12 protein-coding genes are annotated in these 15742 nt (G+C 71.8%); 5 read left to right on the top strand and 7 right to left on the bottom strand.

The annotated features are described in order from the left end of the window. Positions 1-67 precede the first annotated feature (67 nt). The 3 genes from V4Y03_RS31915 to V4Y03_RS31925 are packed head-to-tail and all read left to right on the top strand — an operon-like array spanning position 68 to position 4498. Positions 68-1957 (top strand): glycosyltransferase family 2 protein, encoded by a 1890-nt coding sequence (locus tag V4Y03_RS31915; RefSeq protein WP_332437494.1) that lies wholly within the window; start codon positions 68-70, stop codon positions 1955-1957. A gap of 34 nt (positions 1958-1991) precedes the next feature. Continuing rightward, positions 1992-3014, top strand: a complete 1023-nt coding sequence (galE, locus tag V4Y03_RS31920) for a UDP-glucose 4-epimerase GalE (RefSeq protein WP_332437495.1) — start codon at positions 1992-1994, stop codon at positions 3012-3014. A 47-nt stretch (positions 3015-3061) separates the two neighbouring features. Beyond that, complete coding sequence (locus V4Y03_RS31925; RefSeq protein ID WP_332437496.1) at positions 3062-4498, top strand: UDP-glucose dehydrogenase family protein; 1437 nt, start codon at positions 3062-3064, stop codon at positions 4496-4498. Between the two features lie 208 nt (positions 4499-4706). Here V4Y03_RS31925 and V4Y03_RS31930 read toward each other — a convergent pair whose 3' ends face one another. From V4Y03_RS31930 to V4Y03_RS31940, 3 genes are all read right to left on the bottom strand, one after another. Next, positions 4707-6329 carry a right-handed parallel beta-helix repeat-containing protein gene (locus V4Y03_RS31930; RefSeq protein WP_332437497.1) on the bottom strand — a complete coding sequence of 541 codons (1623 nt, stop codon included), beginning with the start codon at positions 6327-6329 and terminating at the stop codon, positions 4707-4709. A 179-nt stretch (positions 6330-6508) separates the two neighbouring features. After that, positions 6509-7450, bottom strand: a complete 942-nt coding sequence (locus V4Y03_RS31935; RefSeq protein ID WP_332437498.1) for a hypothetical protein — start codon at positions 7448-7450, stop codon at positions 6509-6511. 201 nt (positions 7451-7651) lie between these two features. After that, complete coding sequence (locus tag V4Y03_RS31940) at positions 7652-7963, bottom strand: hypothetical protein (protein ID WP_332437499.1); 312 nt, start codon at positions 7961-7963, stop codon at positions 7652-7654. Positions 7964-8029: 66 nt separating this feature from the next. On the opposite strand from V4Y03_RS31940, the gene V4Y03_RS31945 reads away from it, so the two are divergent. Beyond that, positions 8030-8716 (top strand): response regulator transcription factor, encoded by a 687-nt coding sequence (locus V4Y03_RS31945; protein WP_332437500.1) that lies wholly within the window; start codon positions 8030-8032, stop codon positions 8714-8716. A gap of 6 nt (positions 8717-8722) precedes the next feature. On the opposite strand, the gene V4Y03_RS31950 is transcribed toward V4Y03_RS31945, so the two are convergent. Genes V4Y03_RS31950 through V4Y03_RS31965 form a run of 4 tightly spaced genes read right to left on the bottom strand, consistent with a single transcriptional unit; the run spans position 8723 to position 14347 of the window. After that, on the bottom strand, positions 8723-10456 hold the full coding sequence (locus tag V4Y03_RS31950; protein WP_332437766.1) for a sensor histidine kinase: 1734 nt from the start codon (positions 10454-10456) through the stop codon (positions 8723-8725). Positions 10457-10507: 51 nt separating this feature from the next. Next, a complete protein-coding gene (locus tag V4Y03_RS31955) occupies positions 10508-13129 on the bottom strand; it encodes a cation-translocating P-type ATPase (protein ID WP_332437501.1) in 2622 nt (873 codons plus the stop codon). Between the two features lie 7 nt (positions 13130-13136). Further along, positions 13137-13673, bottom strand: a complete 537-nt coding sequence (locus tag V4Y03_RS31960; RefSeq protein ID WP_332437502.1) for a universal stress protein — start codon at positions 13671-13673, stop codon at positions 13137-13139. Continuing rightward, positions 13670-14347 (bottom strand): universal stress protein, encoded by a 678-nt coding sequence (locus V4Y03_RS31965; RefSeq protein WP_332437503.1) that lies wholly within the window; start codon positions 14345-14347, stop codon positions 13670-13672. Before V4Y03_RS31965 ends, V4Y03_RS31960 begins: the two co-directional genes overlap by 4 nt. 247 nt (positions 14348-14594) lie before the next feature. On the opposite strand from V4Y03_RS31965, the gene V4Y03_RS31970 reads away from it, so the two are divergent. Beyond that, positions 14595-15218 (top strand): CBS domain-containing protein, encoded by a 624-nt coding sequence (locus V4Y03_RS31970; RefSeq protein WP_332437504.1) that lies wholly within the window; start codon positions 14595-14597, stop codon positions 15216-15218. Positions 15219-15742: the final 524 nt, after the last annotated feature.

The raw sequence follows: 15742 nt of genomic DNA on the forward strand, positions 1-15742 counted from the left end.
CCCGAGCCCGCCGGGCCTCCTCCCCCGGGCCTCTCACCCCGTCGCAACGCCTGGAGAACCTGCTGCCATGACGTCGTTGGAGCAAGGTCCCGCCCATGGGACCGGCACCGCCCAGGAACCCCCGCTCCCCTCACCGGCTCCCGGCTCGCCGGCGGAGTGGGAGGCGCTGGGCGCGGAGATCCACAGCCTGTCGAACGGCGCGGTGGCCTCCATCGGCCCGGACGGCCCCGTCCTCGCGCGCCCGGCACACGGATTCACCACCCGCCCGTCCAGCTTCGTCCGGGCGTTCTCACGCTCCGACCGCTTCCTGGTCGCGCTGCTGTCCCTCGGCTGGGCGGCCTGCCTGGTCTGGTTCTGGGTCTGGTGGTTCGAACCGTCCCACCGCATCGGCTGGACAGGGCTGATCATCAACAGCGCCCTCCTGCTGTACCTGACCTATCTGCCGCTGCACTTCCTCGTCGCGCTGCTACGGATGCGCCGCTTCGATCCGGCCGTCGAGGTGCCCGGCCTCCGCACCGCGTTCGTGGTCACCCGCGCCCCGTCCGAGGGCTGGGACATCGCCCGCCGCACCCTGGAGGCGATGCTCCACCAGGACTTCCCGCACACCTACGACGTCTGGCTCTGCGACGAGGACCCCACCGAGGAGATCCTCCACTGGTGCCGCGCCCATGACGTGAACGTCTCCAGCCGGCGTGGCCGCGCCGACTACCACCGGGCCCAATGGCCCCGGCGCACGCGGTGCAAGGAGGGCAACCTCGCCTTCTTCTACGACCACTGGGGCTACGACCTGTACGACGTGGTCGCCCAGCTCGACTGCGATCACGTCCCCGCGCCCACGTACCTCACCGAGGTCGTCCGCCCCTTCGCCGACCCTGCCGTCGGCTACGTCGCGGCCCCCAGCGTCTGCGACTCCAACGCCGACGAGTCCTGGGCGGCCCGCGGCCGGCTGCACCGTGAGGCCATGTTCCACGGGCCCGTGCAGCTGGGCCACTCCGCCGGCCTCGCCCCGGTCTGCATCGGCTCGCACTATGCCGTCCGGACGAAGGCGCTGCGGGACATCGGCGGTCTGGGCCCCGAACTCGCCGAGGACTTCTCCACCTCCTTCCTGCTGACCTCGGCCGGCTGGCAGGGCGCGTTCGCCATCGACGCGGACGCGCACGGCGAAGGTCCCCTCACCTTCGGTGCGATGATCACCCAGGAGTTCCAGTGGTCCCGCAGCCTGGCCGTCATGCTCCTGGGCATGCTGCCGCGCCACCTGGGCCGGATGCCCCTGAGGCTCCGGGCGCGCTTCGCCGCGGCGCTGATGTACTACCCGCTGCTCGCCGGCGCCACGGTCATGGGCGTCCTGCTGCCGCCGATCGCCGCGATCACCGGCGCTCCCTGGATCGACGTCAACTACTTCGCCTTCCTGACGCACTTCTGGAGCCTGTCCGTCTGGCTGATCCTGCTGACGCTGCTCTGCCGCCGCCGGGGCCTGACGCGCCCCAAGGACGCCCCGGTCTTCAGCTGGGAGATCTGGCTCTTCGGGCTCTCCCGGTGGCCGTACGTGGCCTGGGGCGTGCTGGCCGCGGTGATCCAGAAGCTGCGGCCCCGCCAGGTCACCTTCAAGGTCACCCCGAAGAGGCGCGACGGCCTGGAGCCGCTTCCGCTGCGCGCCGTCGCCCCGTACCTGCTCATCACGGTCTTCCTGTCGGGCTCGGCCCTCGTCGGCCAGTTCACCGGTCCCGCCGTCGGCTACGTCTTCCTCTGCCTCCTCGGCTCCGCCTCGTACACCGCGGTGACGCTGGCGATCGGCGCGCTGCACGTCAAGGAGACCGCGCGAGCCACCGGGGTCCCCGCCGTCCGGGCGCTGCGCACGGCCGCACTGCCGCTCCTCGCGGGCCTGCTGTCGCTGTTCCCGCTGGGGCTCGCGGCCGTCGTCTTCCCCGCCTACCTCACCGGCTTCTACGCCTGGTGAAGGCCCCTGCGACCGATCGAGAAATGAGGTTCCCGTGCCCCAGACCGTCCTGGTCACCGGCGGCGCCGGTTTCATCGGCAGCCACACCTGCGTCGAGCTCCTCCGCGCCGGACACGAGGTCGTCGTGCTCGACGACCACTCCAACAGCTCGCCCGAGGTCCTCGAACGGGTCGCGAAGATCGCGGGCCGCCCCATCGCGGCGGCCCACGTCGCGGACGTACGGGACCGGCGGGCCCTCGACAGCGTCTTCACGAGCCACCCGATCGACGCGGTGATCCACTTCGCCGCGAAGAAGGCGGTCGGCGAGTCGGTGCGGATCCCGCTCGCGTACTACGACATCAACGTCGGCGGCACGACGGCCCTGGTCTCGGCCATGCACGACCACGGCGTGCACCGGCTGGTGTTCTCGTCCTCCTGCTCGATCTACGGCGACGTCACGACCGTCCCGCTGACCGAGGAGTCGCCGGCGGCGCCGACCAACCCGTACGCCACCACCAAGTGGACCTGCGAGCAGATCCTCGCGGACGTCTGCCGGCATGTGCCCGAGCTCCGGGTACTCGCCCTGCGGTACTTCAACCCGGCCGGCGCCCACCCCACCGGACTCCTCGGCGAGGACCCGAGCGGCGTGCCGAACAACATCATGCCGTTCCTCACCCAGATCGCCGTGGGCCGCCGCGACGAACTCAGCGTCTTCGGCGACGACTTCCCCACCCCCGACGGCACCGGGATCCGCGACTACGTCCACGTCGTGGACGTCGCCGAAGGGCACCGCACCGCCCTGGACCACATCGACGACGAGCCGGGCATGAGGGTCTTCAACCTGGGCACCGGGCGCGGCGCGTCCGTCCTGGAGCTCGTACGCACCTTCGAGGAGGTGTCGGGGCAGCCGATCCCGCACAGCGTCACCGGGCGCCGACCCGGCGACGTCGCCGAACTCGTCGCCGACCCCACGAAGGTCGCCTCGGCCTGGAACTGGACCGCCCGGCACGACCTGGCCGCCATGTGCCGTGACGCGTGGACCTTCCAGCAGCAGAATCCGCACGGCTACGCGCCTTGACCCGTCGCGTCGTACACCCCACCCGCGCTCAGACAGGAGAACACCGTATGCGGTTGACCGTCATCGGAACGGGCTACCTCGGAGCTGTGCACGCCGCGTGCATGGCCGACATCGGACACGACGTCCTCGGTGTCGACGTCGACGCCGAGAAGATCGCCGCCCTTGCCGAGGGCCGGCCCCCCTTCTACGAACCCGGCTTCGACGAGGTCCTCACCCGCGCCCTCGCCTCCGGACGGCTACGCTTCGGAACCAGTCTGCGCGAGGCGGCGGTACACGGCGAGGTCCACTTCATCTGCGTGGGCACGCCGCAGCAGGCCGGCTCCCACGCGGCCGACCTGCGATACGTCGACGCCGTCGTCGACGGGCTCGTGCCGCATCTGCCGGCCTCGTGTCTGGTGGTCGGCAAGTCGACCGTGCCGGTGGGCACGACCGCGCGCCTGACCGCCCGCATCGCGGGGCTCGTCCCGTCGGGCGTACGGGCCGACGTGGCGTGGAACCCCGAGTTCCTGCGTGAGGGCTTCGCGGTCGAGGACACCTTGCGGCCGGACCGGATCGTCGTCGGCACGGTCGGCCGGGAGCCGGACGAGACGCTGCGCCGGCTGTACGCCCCGATGCTGGACGCGGGCGTCCCGTACATCGGCACCGACCCGAGCACGGCCGAGCTCGTGAAGGTCGCGGCCAACTCCTTCCTCGCCACGAAGATCTCCTTCATCAACGCGATGGCCGAGGTCTGCGACGCCGCGGGCGCGGACGTGGTCACCCTCGCCGACGCCCTCGGCCACGACACCCGGATCGGCCGACGGTTCCTCAACGCCGGCCTCGGCTTCGGCGGCGGCTGCCTGCCCAAGGACATCCGGGCCTTCACCGCTCGCGCCCAGGAGCTCGGCGTCGGCCCCGCGGTGGCCTTCCTGGACGAGGTCGACGAGATCAACGAACGGCAGCGGACGCGGACCGTCGCCCTCGCCCGCCGGCTGGCCGGGGGCGACCTGACCAACCGCCGGGTGACCGTCCTGGGCGCCACCTTCAAGCCGAACAGCGACGACGTGCGTGACTCGCCGGCGCTGGCGGTGGCGGCGGCGCTGCACCGGCAGGGCGCCGACATCCGGGTGCACGATCCGGAGGGCACCGCGAACGCGCGCCGCACCCACCCGGAACTGCGCTGCGAGGCAGACCTCCTGACGGCCTGCCAGGGAGCGGAGCTCGTTCTGCACCTCACCGAGTGGGAGCAGTACCGCGAGCTGGACCCGGTGAAGCTGGCCCTGGTGGTCCGCACGCCGGTCCTCGTCGACGCGCGCAACGCGCTACCGCACGACGAGTGGCGGGCCGCCGGCTGGACCGTCAAGGCGCTCGGCCGTCCCGCGCCGGCGGACCGGCCGCCGGCCGCTCGGGCGGGGGAGCCGCTGCGGGCCACGATCGCCTCGCCGGCCGTCGAGGCGGACCGCACCACCACCCTGTCCCCGGCGCTGCCGACCGGCAGGGCCTAGACCGCCTCCAGTACGCCGACGCCGCCCCGCCCGCCCGGTCCTGGACCGGGCGGGCGGGGCGGCGTCGGCGTACTGGACCGGGCGGGCGGATCGGCGCCATGGCACGTCCGGCCGCCGAGGACGTCGCGGGGAACGCGCCGGGGAGATCGAGGGGAGCCGGCCCGCGCCGGCTCCGGAGGCCTCGGTGTCCGGCTCGGTGGGCGGTGCGCTACTGCGCGGCGCCGGGCCGCAGGACGTCCGGGAGCCGGTTGCCGAAGTAGTCGACGGGGCCCGCGTCGACGCCGGATGCCTGCGGGCCCATGCTCACGGACACCTCGCCCTCGCACCGCGGCACCAGGTTCTCGGCCCCGGCGGGGTCGGCGACGGGTACGGTCAGAGCGCGCAGGCACGGGTCGTCGCCGGTGCCGGTCGGCTCACCGTCGAGGAGCTCCTGACCGGAGGCGGTACGCCAGTCAGCGAGGTCGGTGTAGCGCCGACTCCCCCAGCCCAGAGACCAGGGGCCCTCGCTGTAGTAGACGTTGCCCCGCAACTGGTGCGTGCCGGGGAGGTACGACGACTCGGTCTCGATCAGGGGACCCCCGTCGGTGGCGAGGATGTTGTCGTGGACACTCACGCCGGTCATGCCGTCGCGCAGCCGCAGAGCCGGGGGCCGGCTTCCCGCCGCCTCCGCGGAGGCGAGATCCCTGGTCCGCATCACGACCGTGTTGTTGTAGATGTCCACGTTCTTCATCCGGGAGCCGTAGGCGACGATGCCACCGTACTCGGGGAGCTTCCGCGCGTCGTCCCAGCTCATGTTGAAACGGACGACGTTGTCCCGGTGGGCGCCGGTCGCCTTTCCGGAATAGACGAGGAACCCCGGCCCGTCGTTGCCGTAGGCGAGGTTGTACTGCATGACCGATCGGGACACATTGTTGTCGAGGCCGAAACCGCCGCCGTCCACCCGGGATCCGGTCCGGTTTCGGTAGGAGCGGTTGTTCTCCAGAACCACGCCGGTGGCGTCGTACACCCAGATGCCCTCGGGGCCCTCTTCGGCGTCGGCCGCGGAGCGCGCGCCGTTGTCATGGGCCACCGAGCGCAGCACCGTCGCGTCCCGGACGCTGCCGAGGGCGATGCCGCTTCCGGTGTTGCGGCTGTCACTGCCCGGGTCACCGGTGTTGGAGGACGCCGTGACCCGCTCGATCCGCAGCCCGGAGTGCGCGTAGACCGGACTGTCCGCCTTGAACTCCGGTCCGTAGAAGACGAGTCCGGCCTCCAGGTTGTGGTGCACGGAGACATCGCTGACGCGCACGTCGCTGTAGCCCGTGACGGCGTCGCCTTCCGCGCCGACGCTGATCCCGTTCTGGAAGCCGCGCGCCTCCACGTTCACGATCCTGACGTGGGCGAGCCTCCGCTCCCCGGGGCGGGTGGCACGGAAGGCGATCCCGACACCTTCGCGAAACGCCTTGCGGTCGCCGACCAGCGCGATGTTCCTGATCTCCACACCCGCGGTGTCGTGCACGGTGATGCCGGAGGTGCCACGGGGCGCGATCGTGGCCCGGCCCTTGCCGTACGACTCGATCACCACCGGCCGCGCCGCGCTGCCCGCCTCGCCCTCCTCCAGGGTGACGCTGCCGCGGAACCGTTCGCCGCCCTTGAGCCGGAGCCTGTCACCGGGCTGGAAGTTCGCGGAGTTCGCGTGGTCCAGGGTCCGCCAGGGCTTCTCCGGTGACATGCCGTCGTTCTCGTCGTCGCCGTCCGGACTCACGTAGAAGGTGAACGGACCGCCGCTCGCGGGGCGGGCGGGCCGGTAGACCCCCGGCACGTCGCACCCCGTGATCAGCAGGAGCACCACGGCCGAGACTCCCGCCGCGGCCCTCCTCGTCCGGCTCCGCTTCACCGCGTTCACCCGCACCCCCTGGGGGACGTTCCAGCGCCCTATCAGGCATATGAAGTAGCAGAGTGTCAGAAAAAGGACATAAGAAACGCCGACAAGCGTGCGGCATCCGAGTCACGTGTGGGGCGTCAACGTCTTCAGGGCGGACGTGTCCCGACGGCGCTCAGGGCTTCACAGCGGTCAGCGTTGCGCAGACGAAGGTGTTGGTCGCGGCCCGCCCGGACGGCGCCCCGATCTACGTCATCCTGGACAACCTGTCCGGGCTGAATGCTTCCGACCAGCAGGAAGGCTCCGTCCGCCGCCTTGCCGGATCCACTTCTGGTGCTCTGGGCGCTCACACCGTACGAAACGGCTGGACGGAGCCCCTGTGAAGGCCCGTCCTGGCGCTGCTTCAGGCGAGGACGTTGACGGCGCGGGCCACCACCAGCCCGAGGATGAGGAGGGAGACAAGGGACTGGACGCCCATGGCGATCTTGGCCCAGGGCGCCAGGGGCATCACGTCGGTGGGGCTTGAACGCGGTGGCGTTGGTCAGCGCGAGGTAGAGGTAGTCGACGTAGCGGGGCCGCCAGCCGACGCTTGCCAGTTCGGGGCTGAGCTGCTGGGGGAAGGCAAGCGCGGGCGTACGGGGCATGTGGTGGGCGCGGGCGGCGGCCCCGCCGCTGTCGAGTTCGAAGTACAGCAAGGAGAAGGCCAGAACGGTAGAGGCCCACACGGTGCCGCCCGACCGCAGCAGGCTGGTGGCGGATGCGGTCTCCTTGCCACCGTGGAGGATGTCGTCGATCAGCTGGATGGTGGACCAGACAGCGCTGAACGCGAGAACGCCCACCAAGGCGATCGACATCGTACGCAGCACCGTCGAGCGCCGGTCGATCCGGCCCGGGTCGCCGGCGATGAGCGCGAGCAGAAGCAGTCCCTCGACGGCCGGGAGAACCCAGCGCGGAGCCAGACGGAGGTCGTCGGGAAGCAGTATGGTCAGCGCCATCGCGGTGACGACGGCCGTGGCCATCGGCCAGCGTGCCTCACCGAAGGCCTCCTGCTGACTCGGGCTCGCGGTTGGCTCGGTGATGCGTCCGGTCACGGTGGCGGGCCCTTCCGGTCGAGTGCGGGGTGGTTGTCGCCGTCCTGCGGGCCCGGCGTCCGCGAGCAGGGCGGCGAGGGGGACTCCGCGCTCTCCGGAAGATATAGCGGGCCGGTGGGCGGGCCGCGCATGGCACGCTTCGGCGCCACACCCCACGTGGTGGTGGCGCCTCGGAGGGGTAGGCCTCACGTGTCCCAGGCCTCAGACGGCTGTCAGCGCCGCCTCCGTCAGACGCAGGTGCGGCCGAAGAGCGCTGTGACCGTCGTCCGTCGGCCTCACCCCACGCGTGTCGCGTGCGTGGACCAGCCAGGACTCTTCGACCGCGTGCCGGAAGACGGCGGCACTCCCCCAGGCACCGTCGACGCGGCCGCCGCGCCCGGCGGCGTCACCGTCGGACGAATTCGCCGAAGCGGCCAAGGCCGGAGCCCTGCGGGCCGGGGAGCTCATGTCGAGCCCGGCCGTGACCGGGCGGTGGAGGGTGTTGTCGACGTGCGGATGGCTCTCGGTGCCCACGAAGACGCCGCATGACGGACAATCCTTGTGGGGGCGGATACGAACCCACCGACCGCAGGGGTCGCCATGTCCGATCTGCCGGCAGCCGCCACACCCGCACGGGTCTTCCTCGTCGATGACCACGAGGTCGTCCGCCGGGGCCTTCGCGACCTGATCGACGACGAGCCCGACATGGAAGTGGTCGGCGAGGCGGCGACGGCGGAGCAGGCACTGGCCAGGGGCCCCGCCCTGCGGCCGGACGTGGCGGTCCTCGACGTGCGCCTGCCCGACGGGGACGGCATCTCGGTGTGCCGGGAGCTGCGGTCTCGAATGCCTGACCTGGCGTGCCTGATGCTGACGTCGTTCGACGACGAGGACGCTCTTCTCGACGCGATCATGGCTGGGGCGGCCGGGTACGTCCTGAAGCAGATCAAGGGGTCGGATCTGGTGGCGGCGGTACGGACCATGGCCACCGGGCAGTCGATGCTCGATCCGGCCACCACGGCCCGGCTGATGCACTCGCTTCGCGACCCCGAGGCGGCGAATCCTCCGGAGGACGAGCGGCTCGCTGTGCTGTCCGACAGGGAGCGGTCGGTACTCGAACTCATCGGCGAGGGGCTCACCAACCGGCAGATCGCGAAGCGGCTCTATCTGTCGGAGAAGACCGTCAAGAACCACATCTCCCGGCTCCTCGGCAAGCTCGGCGTGGAACGCCGCGTACAGGCGGCCGTCATCGCCGCGCAGGTCCACGAGCACGACGCCGAGGGGACGTAGAAGCCTTCATTTCAGCTCGGTCGAGAGTGGGATCCGCCACTCGAGGACCGTGCCGCTGCCGGGCGCCGCTCGTGCGTGGACCGAAAGCGTGCCGCCCAGCCGCTCGGCCCGTTCGGACAGGTTCTGCAATCCGCTGCGGCTGCCGCCGTGCGGTATGCCGACGCCATCGTCACTCACCGTCACCGCCAGCACGCCGTCGTCGGCCACGATCGACACCTCCGCCGTTCGGGCCCGGGCGTGCCGTGCCACATTGGTGAGGGCCTCCCCGAGGACGGCGAGCACCTCCTCGGCCGCTTCCGTCGGTACGTCGGTGTCGATCAGGCCCTCCATTCGCAGCGCCGGAGTGAATCCGAGCGTCGTCGCCGCCGAATCCACGGCCTTGACCAGGCGCCTTCGCAGTTTCGGGGCGGTTCCCGGGGTGTCGTGTTCCCGGAGGCCGAAGATCGTCGATCGGATGATCTTGATGGTGGCGTCGAGATCGTCGATGGCCCGGGCCAGTCGGTCCACGGCCTCCGGGTGCTCGACGAAGCGCCGGGCACTCTGCAGGGTCATCCCCGTGGCGAACAAGCGCTGGATCGCCAGATCGTGGAGGTCTCGGGCGATCCGGTCGCGGTCCTCCAGAAGGCTGATCTGTTCGGCGTCACGACGGCGGTCGGCCAGTTCGAGCGCCAGTGCCGCCTGGCCCGCGAATCCGGGAAGCGCGGTGACCTCGACGGTCGCGAAGGCGGGCCGCCCGTGACACCGCGCGAGGATCAGCACCCCTCTGAGTTGCTCCTTGGTGCCGACCGCGACGGCCACTGCCGGTCCGTACCCCTTCCACCGTTCGGTCTGCATCGTGATGGTCGGTTCGTTCTCGACGTCGGCGACCGTGACCAGACCGTCCTGCGCGAGGGCGGCCTCGACCAGGGTTCCTTCGCTGTTCGGGAGGACGACGCCCCGGTGCGTCTCGGCGCCCTCGCCGCTGGCCAGCGAGCCCCGCAGCTCGCCGCCCGGTCCGACCAGGTAGAAGACCCCCATGTCGGCGCCCGCGATGTCCACCGCCTGCTCCAGCATTCCGCCGAGGACCTCGGCCTCCTCCGCACCGGACAGAAGGGCGCTGGTGAAGTCGGAGCTGGCGGCCAGCCAGCGCTGACGCAGGCGGCCCTCCTCGTAGAGGCGGGCGTTCTCGATGGCGATGCCGGCCGCGACGGCCAGAGTCGTCACGACGGCCTCGTCCTCGGCGTCGAAGTCGGCTCCTCCGCGCTTCTCCGTGAGGTAGAGGTTGCCGAACACTTCGTCGCGGACCCGGATGGGGACGCCCAGGAACGTGTGCATCGGCGGATGCTGGGCCGGGAAGCCGTACGAGGCCGGGTGCTCGGACAGCTCGGCGAGGCGCAGCGCCTTGGGGTTGCGGATCAGTTCGCCGAGGATGCCGTGTCCGGACGGCAGCGCGCCGATCCGCTCACGGAGTTCGTCGTCGATGCCGATGGGGACGAATTCGGAGAGTTTCCGGTCGTCACCGATGACGCCCAGGGCTCCGTACTCGGCGTCCACCAGAGTCACAGCCGACTCCACGATGTCGCGCAGCACCTGCGGCAGGTCGAGTTCGCGGCCCACGGACATGACGGCTTCGAGGAGCCCGTTGAGCCGGTCCCTGGTGCCACGCACCTCGTCGATACGCACCTGGACCTCGTCGAGCAGCTCGTCCAGTCGCAGCCGTGGCAGCCGTGCACCTGCGGGCTTGGTGTCCTCCCGGCCCATCGAGACCTCCGGCTGCATCGAGCGCCCGGGCTCCACCCGTGGCGCGCACCTTCACCGTAGTCCGGATGAACCACCCGTTCCTGTCGGGCGCCCTGGGTGGAAGGCGGTCCGTACGACGCGGGCCGCCACGAATCCGGCGGGCGCGCACGCGAGAGCGATCCCGGCGCCCGCCCAGCCGAGTGGCTCGGTCTCCAGGATCGAGTTCAGGAAGGGCACGTACAGTGCTGCCGCCGCCAGAAGGGCAGAGGCGAGGACGGACAGAGGGAGGAACGGGTTCTCCTTGCTCAGAAGTCGGGTGCGCAGTCCCAGGGCGACGCCGAGCTGCGCGGCGAGCAGGGCGAGGAAGAGCACGCTCTGCCAGGCCAGGTCCAGTGCCTGGGCGGCGAGGCCTGCGCCGAGGGAGGCCGCCGCGACGACGGCCGCGAGAAGGAGCAGCCTCTGCCAGGCGCCACCGCCGAGAATGTGCTGGTCGGGTGGGCGCGGAGGGCGGTGCATCGCTCCCGGGGACGCGGGTTCGGCGCCCATCGCGACGCCGGTGAGGCCGTGTGTCAGAAGGTTGATCCACAGGATCTGGCCGGCGCGAAGGGGCAGCGGCAGCCCGAGCAGCGGGCCGATGAGCATCACGAGGATCTCTGCCGCGCCGCCGGCCATCCCGTAGACGAGGAAGCGGCGGATGTTGTCGTAGACACGCCTTCCCTCCTCTACGGCCGCCACGACCGTCGAGAGCTCGTCGTCGGTGAGGACGAGGTCGGCGGCCTGCCGGGCGACCTCCGTGCCGCGTGCGCCCATGGCGACGCCGATGTCGGCGCGGTGCAGGGCGGGACCGTCGTTGACCCCGTCGCCGGTCATGGCGGTCACCGCTCCCCTGGCACGCCACGCCTCCACGATGTCCAGCTTCTGCTGGGGGTCCGTACGGGCGAAGACCCGCACGGAGGTGAGGTCGGCGACTCGGCCCGCGGCCACGTCCGCCCCGGTGACGACGTGGCCTTCCGTCTCGCCGCGGTCACCCAGGAGTGCGACCTGGGACGCCACCGCCCGAGCCGTCGCCGGGTGGTCCCCGGTGATGAGGACGGGGGTGATGCCGGCCGCCCGGCAGGAGGCGAGGGTCGCTGCGGCATGCGGTTTGGGCGGGTCGCTGAGCGCGACGAGGCCGAGGAGCGCGAGCCCCGCCTCCGCCTCGGTGAGGATGCTCGGGAGGTCGTTCCGTACGCCCGAGGCGACTGCGAGCACGCGGTATCCGCGGGCGGCCAAGCGCGCGGCCTCCTGGTGGGCCGCCGCGAGTACCTCCGGAGGATCCCGCAGGACCGCAGGATCGAGGACGGCTTCGGGTGCGCCCTTCAGACAGACGAGCACCCGGTCTCCATCGGCCTTGTGGAGGGTGGTCATGCGTCTGCGGAGGCTGTCGAACGGCGCTTCTCCGATCCGGGGGCTGGTCACCGACAGCGCCTCCGGCTCCGGGCAGCCCGTCTTGGCAGCGGCCGCCAGCAGGGCGGCTTCCATGGGGTCGCCCAGAGCCGTCCAGCGGCCGTCGGGCCTCCGGTCGTCCGCCGGGCGCAGCGTGGCGTCGTTGCACAGGGCGGTCACGGTCAGGAGCTCCGTCAGGGGCTCGAGATCGTCCGATTCCGCCGGTCTCCCGGCGACGAGGACCTCGCCCTCGGGTTCGTACCCCACGCCCGTGAGCTCGGCGCTCACCCGCGGTGTCCAGACGTGCTGGACGACCATGCGGCCCTCGGTCAGGGTGCCGGTCTTGTCGGTGGCGAGGACGGACACCGAGCCGAGCGTCTCCACCGCGGGCAGCCGCCGCACCAGAGCGTGCCGGGCGGCCATGCGCCGGGCTCCGAGTGCCAGGGCCAGGGTGACGACGGCGGGAAGGGATTCGGGGACCGCGGCCACGGCCAGGCTGATGGCGGTGACCGCCATCGTGGCCAGCGGGAGGCCCCGCACCAGGCCGAGGGCGAAGACCAGGACGCACAGGGCGAGCGTCACGGCCGCGAGGACGCGCCCGAGAGCGGCGAGGCGGCGCTGCAGCGGGGTCGGCTCGCGACGTTCATCGAGAAGGGCCGCGATCCGGCCGAGCGCGCTGGACACCCCGGTCGCCGTGACCATGGCCACGCCCCGGCCGCGGACGACGACCGTGCCCGCGCTCAGGGCCGCTCCGGCGTCCTTGTCGACGGGCACGGACTCCCCGGTGAGCATGGACTCGTCCAGCAGAACGGCGGACGCCTCGGCGAGCTCGGCATCGGCGGCGACGATGTCGCCCTCACCGAGCAGGAGGACATCACCTGGAACGACCGCCGCTGCCGGAAGGTCGCGGACTACGCCCTCGCGCCGTACGCGCGCGTGCGGGGCGGTGAGGGCCGAGAGTGCGGCGACGGCGTTGTCCGCCTGGATCTCCTGTGCCACACCGACGGTCGTGTTCACGAGGACGACCAGTCCGATGACGATCGCGTCGGGATGGTCACCGATCGCGAGGGTCAGTACGACGGCCCCGAGCAGCACCATGATCAGCGGGTCCGTCAGTTGGGCCAGGACCCTGCTGTGGAGCCGTACGGGCCTTCTCGCGGTGACCTCGTTGGGGCCGGTGTCGGCCAGCCGACGGGTGGCCTCCGCCTCGGTGAGCCCCGTGGTGTCCCGAACCGAGGCGAGTGCCCGGTCCGCTGCCGACGCGGTCATGGTCCGCTCACCCCACGGGGACGGTGATCACCGGGCAGTGGGCGCGATGGAGCAGGCCGTGGACGACGGAGCCGACGCGCATCCCGGAGTACCCGCCCCGGCCCCGGCGGCCGACGACGACGGCCACCGGGCAGTGCGCCTTCGCAGTGACCGGTACGACCTGGGAGCCGGCGCTCAGGAACTCCTCGGGGCGGCTGAGGTGCCGTGATCCGAGCACGATCAGGCAGGCCTGGTCCGACAGAGCGGCCAGGGATGCCGCCGGGAACCCGTCAAGAAGGGAGGAGGTGGTTTCGATGTCCGGCTGCCGGGCGTGCGCCCAGGCGAGTGCCGTACGCAGAGCCTCCGTACCGGCCTTCCGCTGTGCCAGGTGCCGAGGGGTGTCGTCGACGTGTCGGGTGTCGTGCCGCGGGGGTACCGCGACCACCAGGCGCAGTCCCACGCCTCGCAGGTGAGCCTCGTCCGCGGCCCAGGCGAGGGCCATGTGCCAGTTCTTGACCGGGTCGACACCGCCGACGATGTCACGGCGATCCGTGGTGCTGGTCATGACGTGCTCCCGTGTCCGGGCCCTTGCCGGGGAACGAGCTCCTCAGGGCAGTGGGCGTGCTGCAGCGGGCTGAGCGCGGTCCGGCCGAGGGCGGGTCCGAGGTATCCGGGCGAGAGCCGGCCACCGACGAGGTACCTCGCGCAGCAGGCCTCGCGTGCCGCCGCACGGGCGCAGCCCACGTCGGCCTCGTCCCGCACCGCCGCGAGAACCACGCAGGCGTCGACGGGCTCCGCGGTACCGCGCACCATGGCCACCGGCGTGGAGGCTCCGGCCGCGGCCTGAAGGCCGACGGATCCGAGCGACAACGAGGGGAACCCGCCGAGGCCCAGGTGCCCGACGCCGATCGTGCCGGTCAGGGCGGCGGCGCCGCGCAGCCCGTCGGCGGCCCCGCCATCGGTGAGTTCCGTGACGACCGTGAGCCCGGGGTGGCGCGCCGTGATCGCCTCGGCGGTCCGGTCGAGCAGTTCCCTTCCCGCCTGCCGGTTCCTGGCGATCTCCGCCCGGGACAGAAACGGGGCCTGTGCGTCCGTGCCGGCCGCATGGACGAGGAAGAGCGTGCTGCCCCGCAGGGCCGCCTCCGATGCCGCCCGCATCACCGCCGTGCGTGCGGACGATGCTCCGTCGACGCCGACGACGACCCTGCTGGGGCCGGGACAGGCCGGGGTTCCGTCCATTGCTCCTCCTCACGCGGTCCGGGGGACGCCTTCCACCCTGGCAGCTGGTCCCGAGCGGCCGCAGGGCCGCTGGGGCCAACGACGGGGCCAAAGGTCCTACACGGGCGGGGCTGAGCGCGGGCCGGCGGCGACGAGTCCGTTCGGGCCTGAGGGTGGACCATTCGGCCCTCGCCGCCCCCGAGCGGGCGGTGGAGGGTGGTGTCACAAGACAGCACACCGGCCGAACCCCCGAACAGGAGGCGCGGTGATGAAGCACATGAAGGTCGGCGGTCTGATGAGCGACGACGTGGTCTCCGCCGTCCCCGCGACCTCGTTCCGGGAGGTGGCGAAGCTGCTCGCCGAGCACGACATCAGCGGGGTCCCCGTCGTGGACGACGACGACCATGTCGTCGGAGTCGTCTCCGAGAGCGACCTCCTGGCCCGCCACGAACTCACCACCCGGGAGCTGATGACCACGCCGGCCGTCACCGTTCACGCCGAGGAGACGGTGGCGGACGCCGCACGGCTGATGGTGCGCCGCGGAGTCGAACGCCTGCCCGTCGTCGACGAGGAGGAACGACTGGTCGGCATCGTGACCCGCCGCGATCTGCTCTGCGTCTACCTCCGCCCGGACGCGGAGATCCGGCGCCGCATCCGTGAAGACGTCCTCACGGACACCATGGACCTGCCCGGGAACACGGTGGACATGCACGTCCTCGACGGCGTGGTGACGCTGGGAGGCCGCGTCCGGCGGCGGAGTCAGGCCCTGACGCTCGTCGGACTCACCGAACGCGTCGACGGCGTCGTCGCCGTCGTGGACCGGCTGTCCTTCCACGAAGACGACACCCGCCTCGCCTCCTCCACCCGGACTCCGGGCGACATCTCCTGGTGACTCACCGCAGACATGACGAACCGTGTCCGCCACCGCTCTGACCCGACCGCTCGTGACCTCGCTGAGGGAGGACGCCGCCATGGCACCCTCCCTGCACAACGCACAGCCCTGGAAGTTCGTGTGCGGGACGGGCGCGGGCGTCATAGAACCCACCACGACCACCGTGTCGGCGGGGTGCACCGCGCCGTTCATGACCCCGACCTCGCAGGCGGTGGGGAAGACTCCACCGGCTGCTGCCCGACCCGCGCGATGCCGTGGTCGTGGTCGGCTTCGCCACCGCGGGGAACCGGGCCCGGGACCTGGTGGACGGGGCCCGGACGCTGAAGATGTTCGGCGAGTACGTGCCAGTACGGGCCGAGGTCGCGCGTTGCGCGATCGCATCGACCGCGAACTCGGCTGGACAGCCGTCGTACCCCGCTCCGGGGAGGCCGTCCTGGCCCGCTGACCGGGGCCCAACGGTCCCGGCTGTGACCTGCTCGGCCCTACCTGGGCAGGACCGCCGCGCGAGAGTCTGTGAGGGAGGA

The sequence above is a fragment of the Streptomyces sp. P9-A4 genome (genome assembly GCF_036634195.1).
Lineage (GTDB): Bacteria > Actinomycetota > Actinomycetes > Streptomycetales > Streptomycetaceae > Streptomyces.

Coding starts and splice junctions, on each gene's coding strand:
- V4Y03_RS31915 (WP_332437494.1), top strand. CDS start 68: ATGACGTCGTTGGAGCAAGGTCCCGCCCATGGGACCGGCACCGCCCAG.
- V4Y03_RS31925 (WP_332437496.1), top strand. CDS start 3,062: ATGCGGTTGACCGTCATCGGAACGGGCTACCTCGGAGCTGTGCACGCC.
- V4Y03_RS31945 (WP_332437500.1), top strand. CDS start 8,030: ATGTCCGATCTGCCGGCAGCCGCCACACCCGCACGGGTCTTCCTCGTC.
- V4Y03_RS31950 (WP_332437766.1), bottom strand. CDS start 10,456: ATGGGCCGGGAGGACACCAAGCCCGCAGGTGCACGGCTGCCACGGCTG.
- V4Y03_RS31955 (WP_332437501.1), bottom strand. CDS start 13,129: ATGACCGCGTCGGCAGCGGACCGGGCACTCGCCTCGGTTCGGGACACC.
- V4Y03_RS31960 (WP_332437502.1), bottom strand. CDS start 13,673: ATGACCAGCACCACGGATCGCCGTGACATCGTCGGCGGTGTCGACCCG.
- V4Y03_RS31965 (WP_332437503.1), bottom strand. CDS start 14,347: ATGGACGGAACCCCGGCCTGTCCCGGCCCCAGCAGGGTCGTCGTCGGC.
- V4Y03_RS31970 (WP_332437504.1), top strand. CDS start 14,595: ATGAAGCACATGAAGGTCGGCGGTCTGATGAGCGACGACGTGGTCTCC.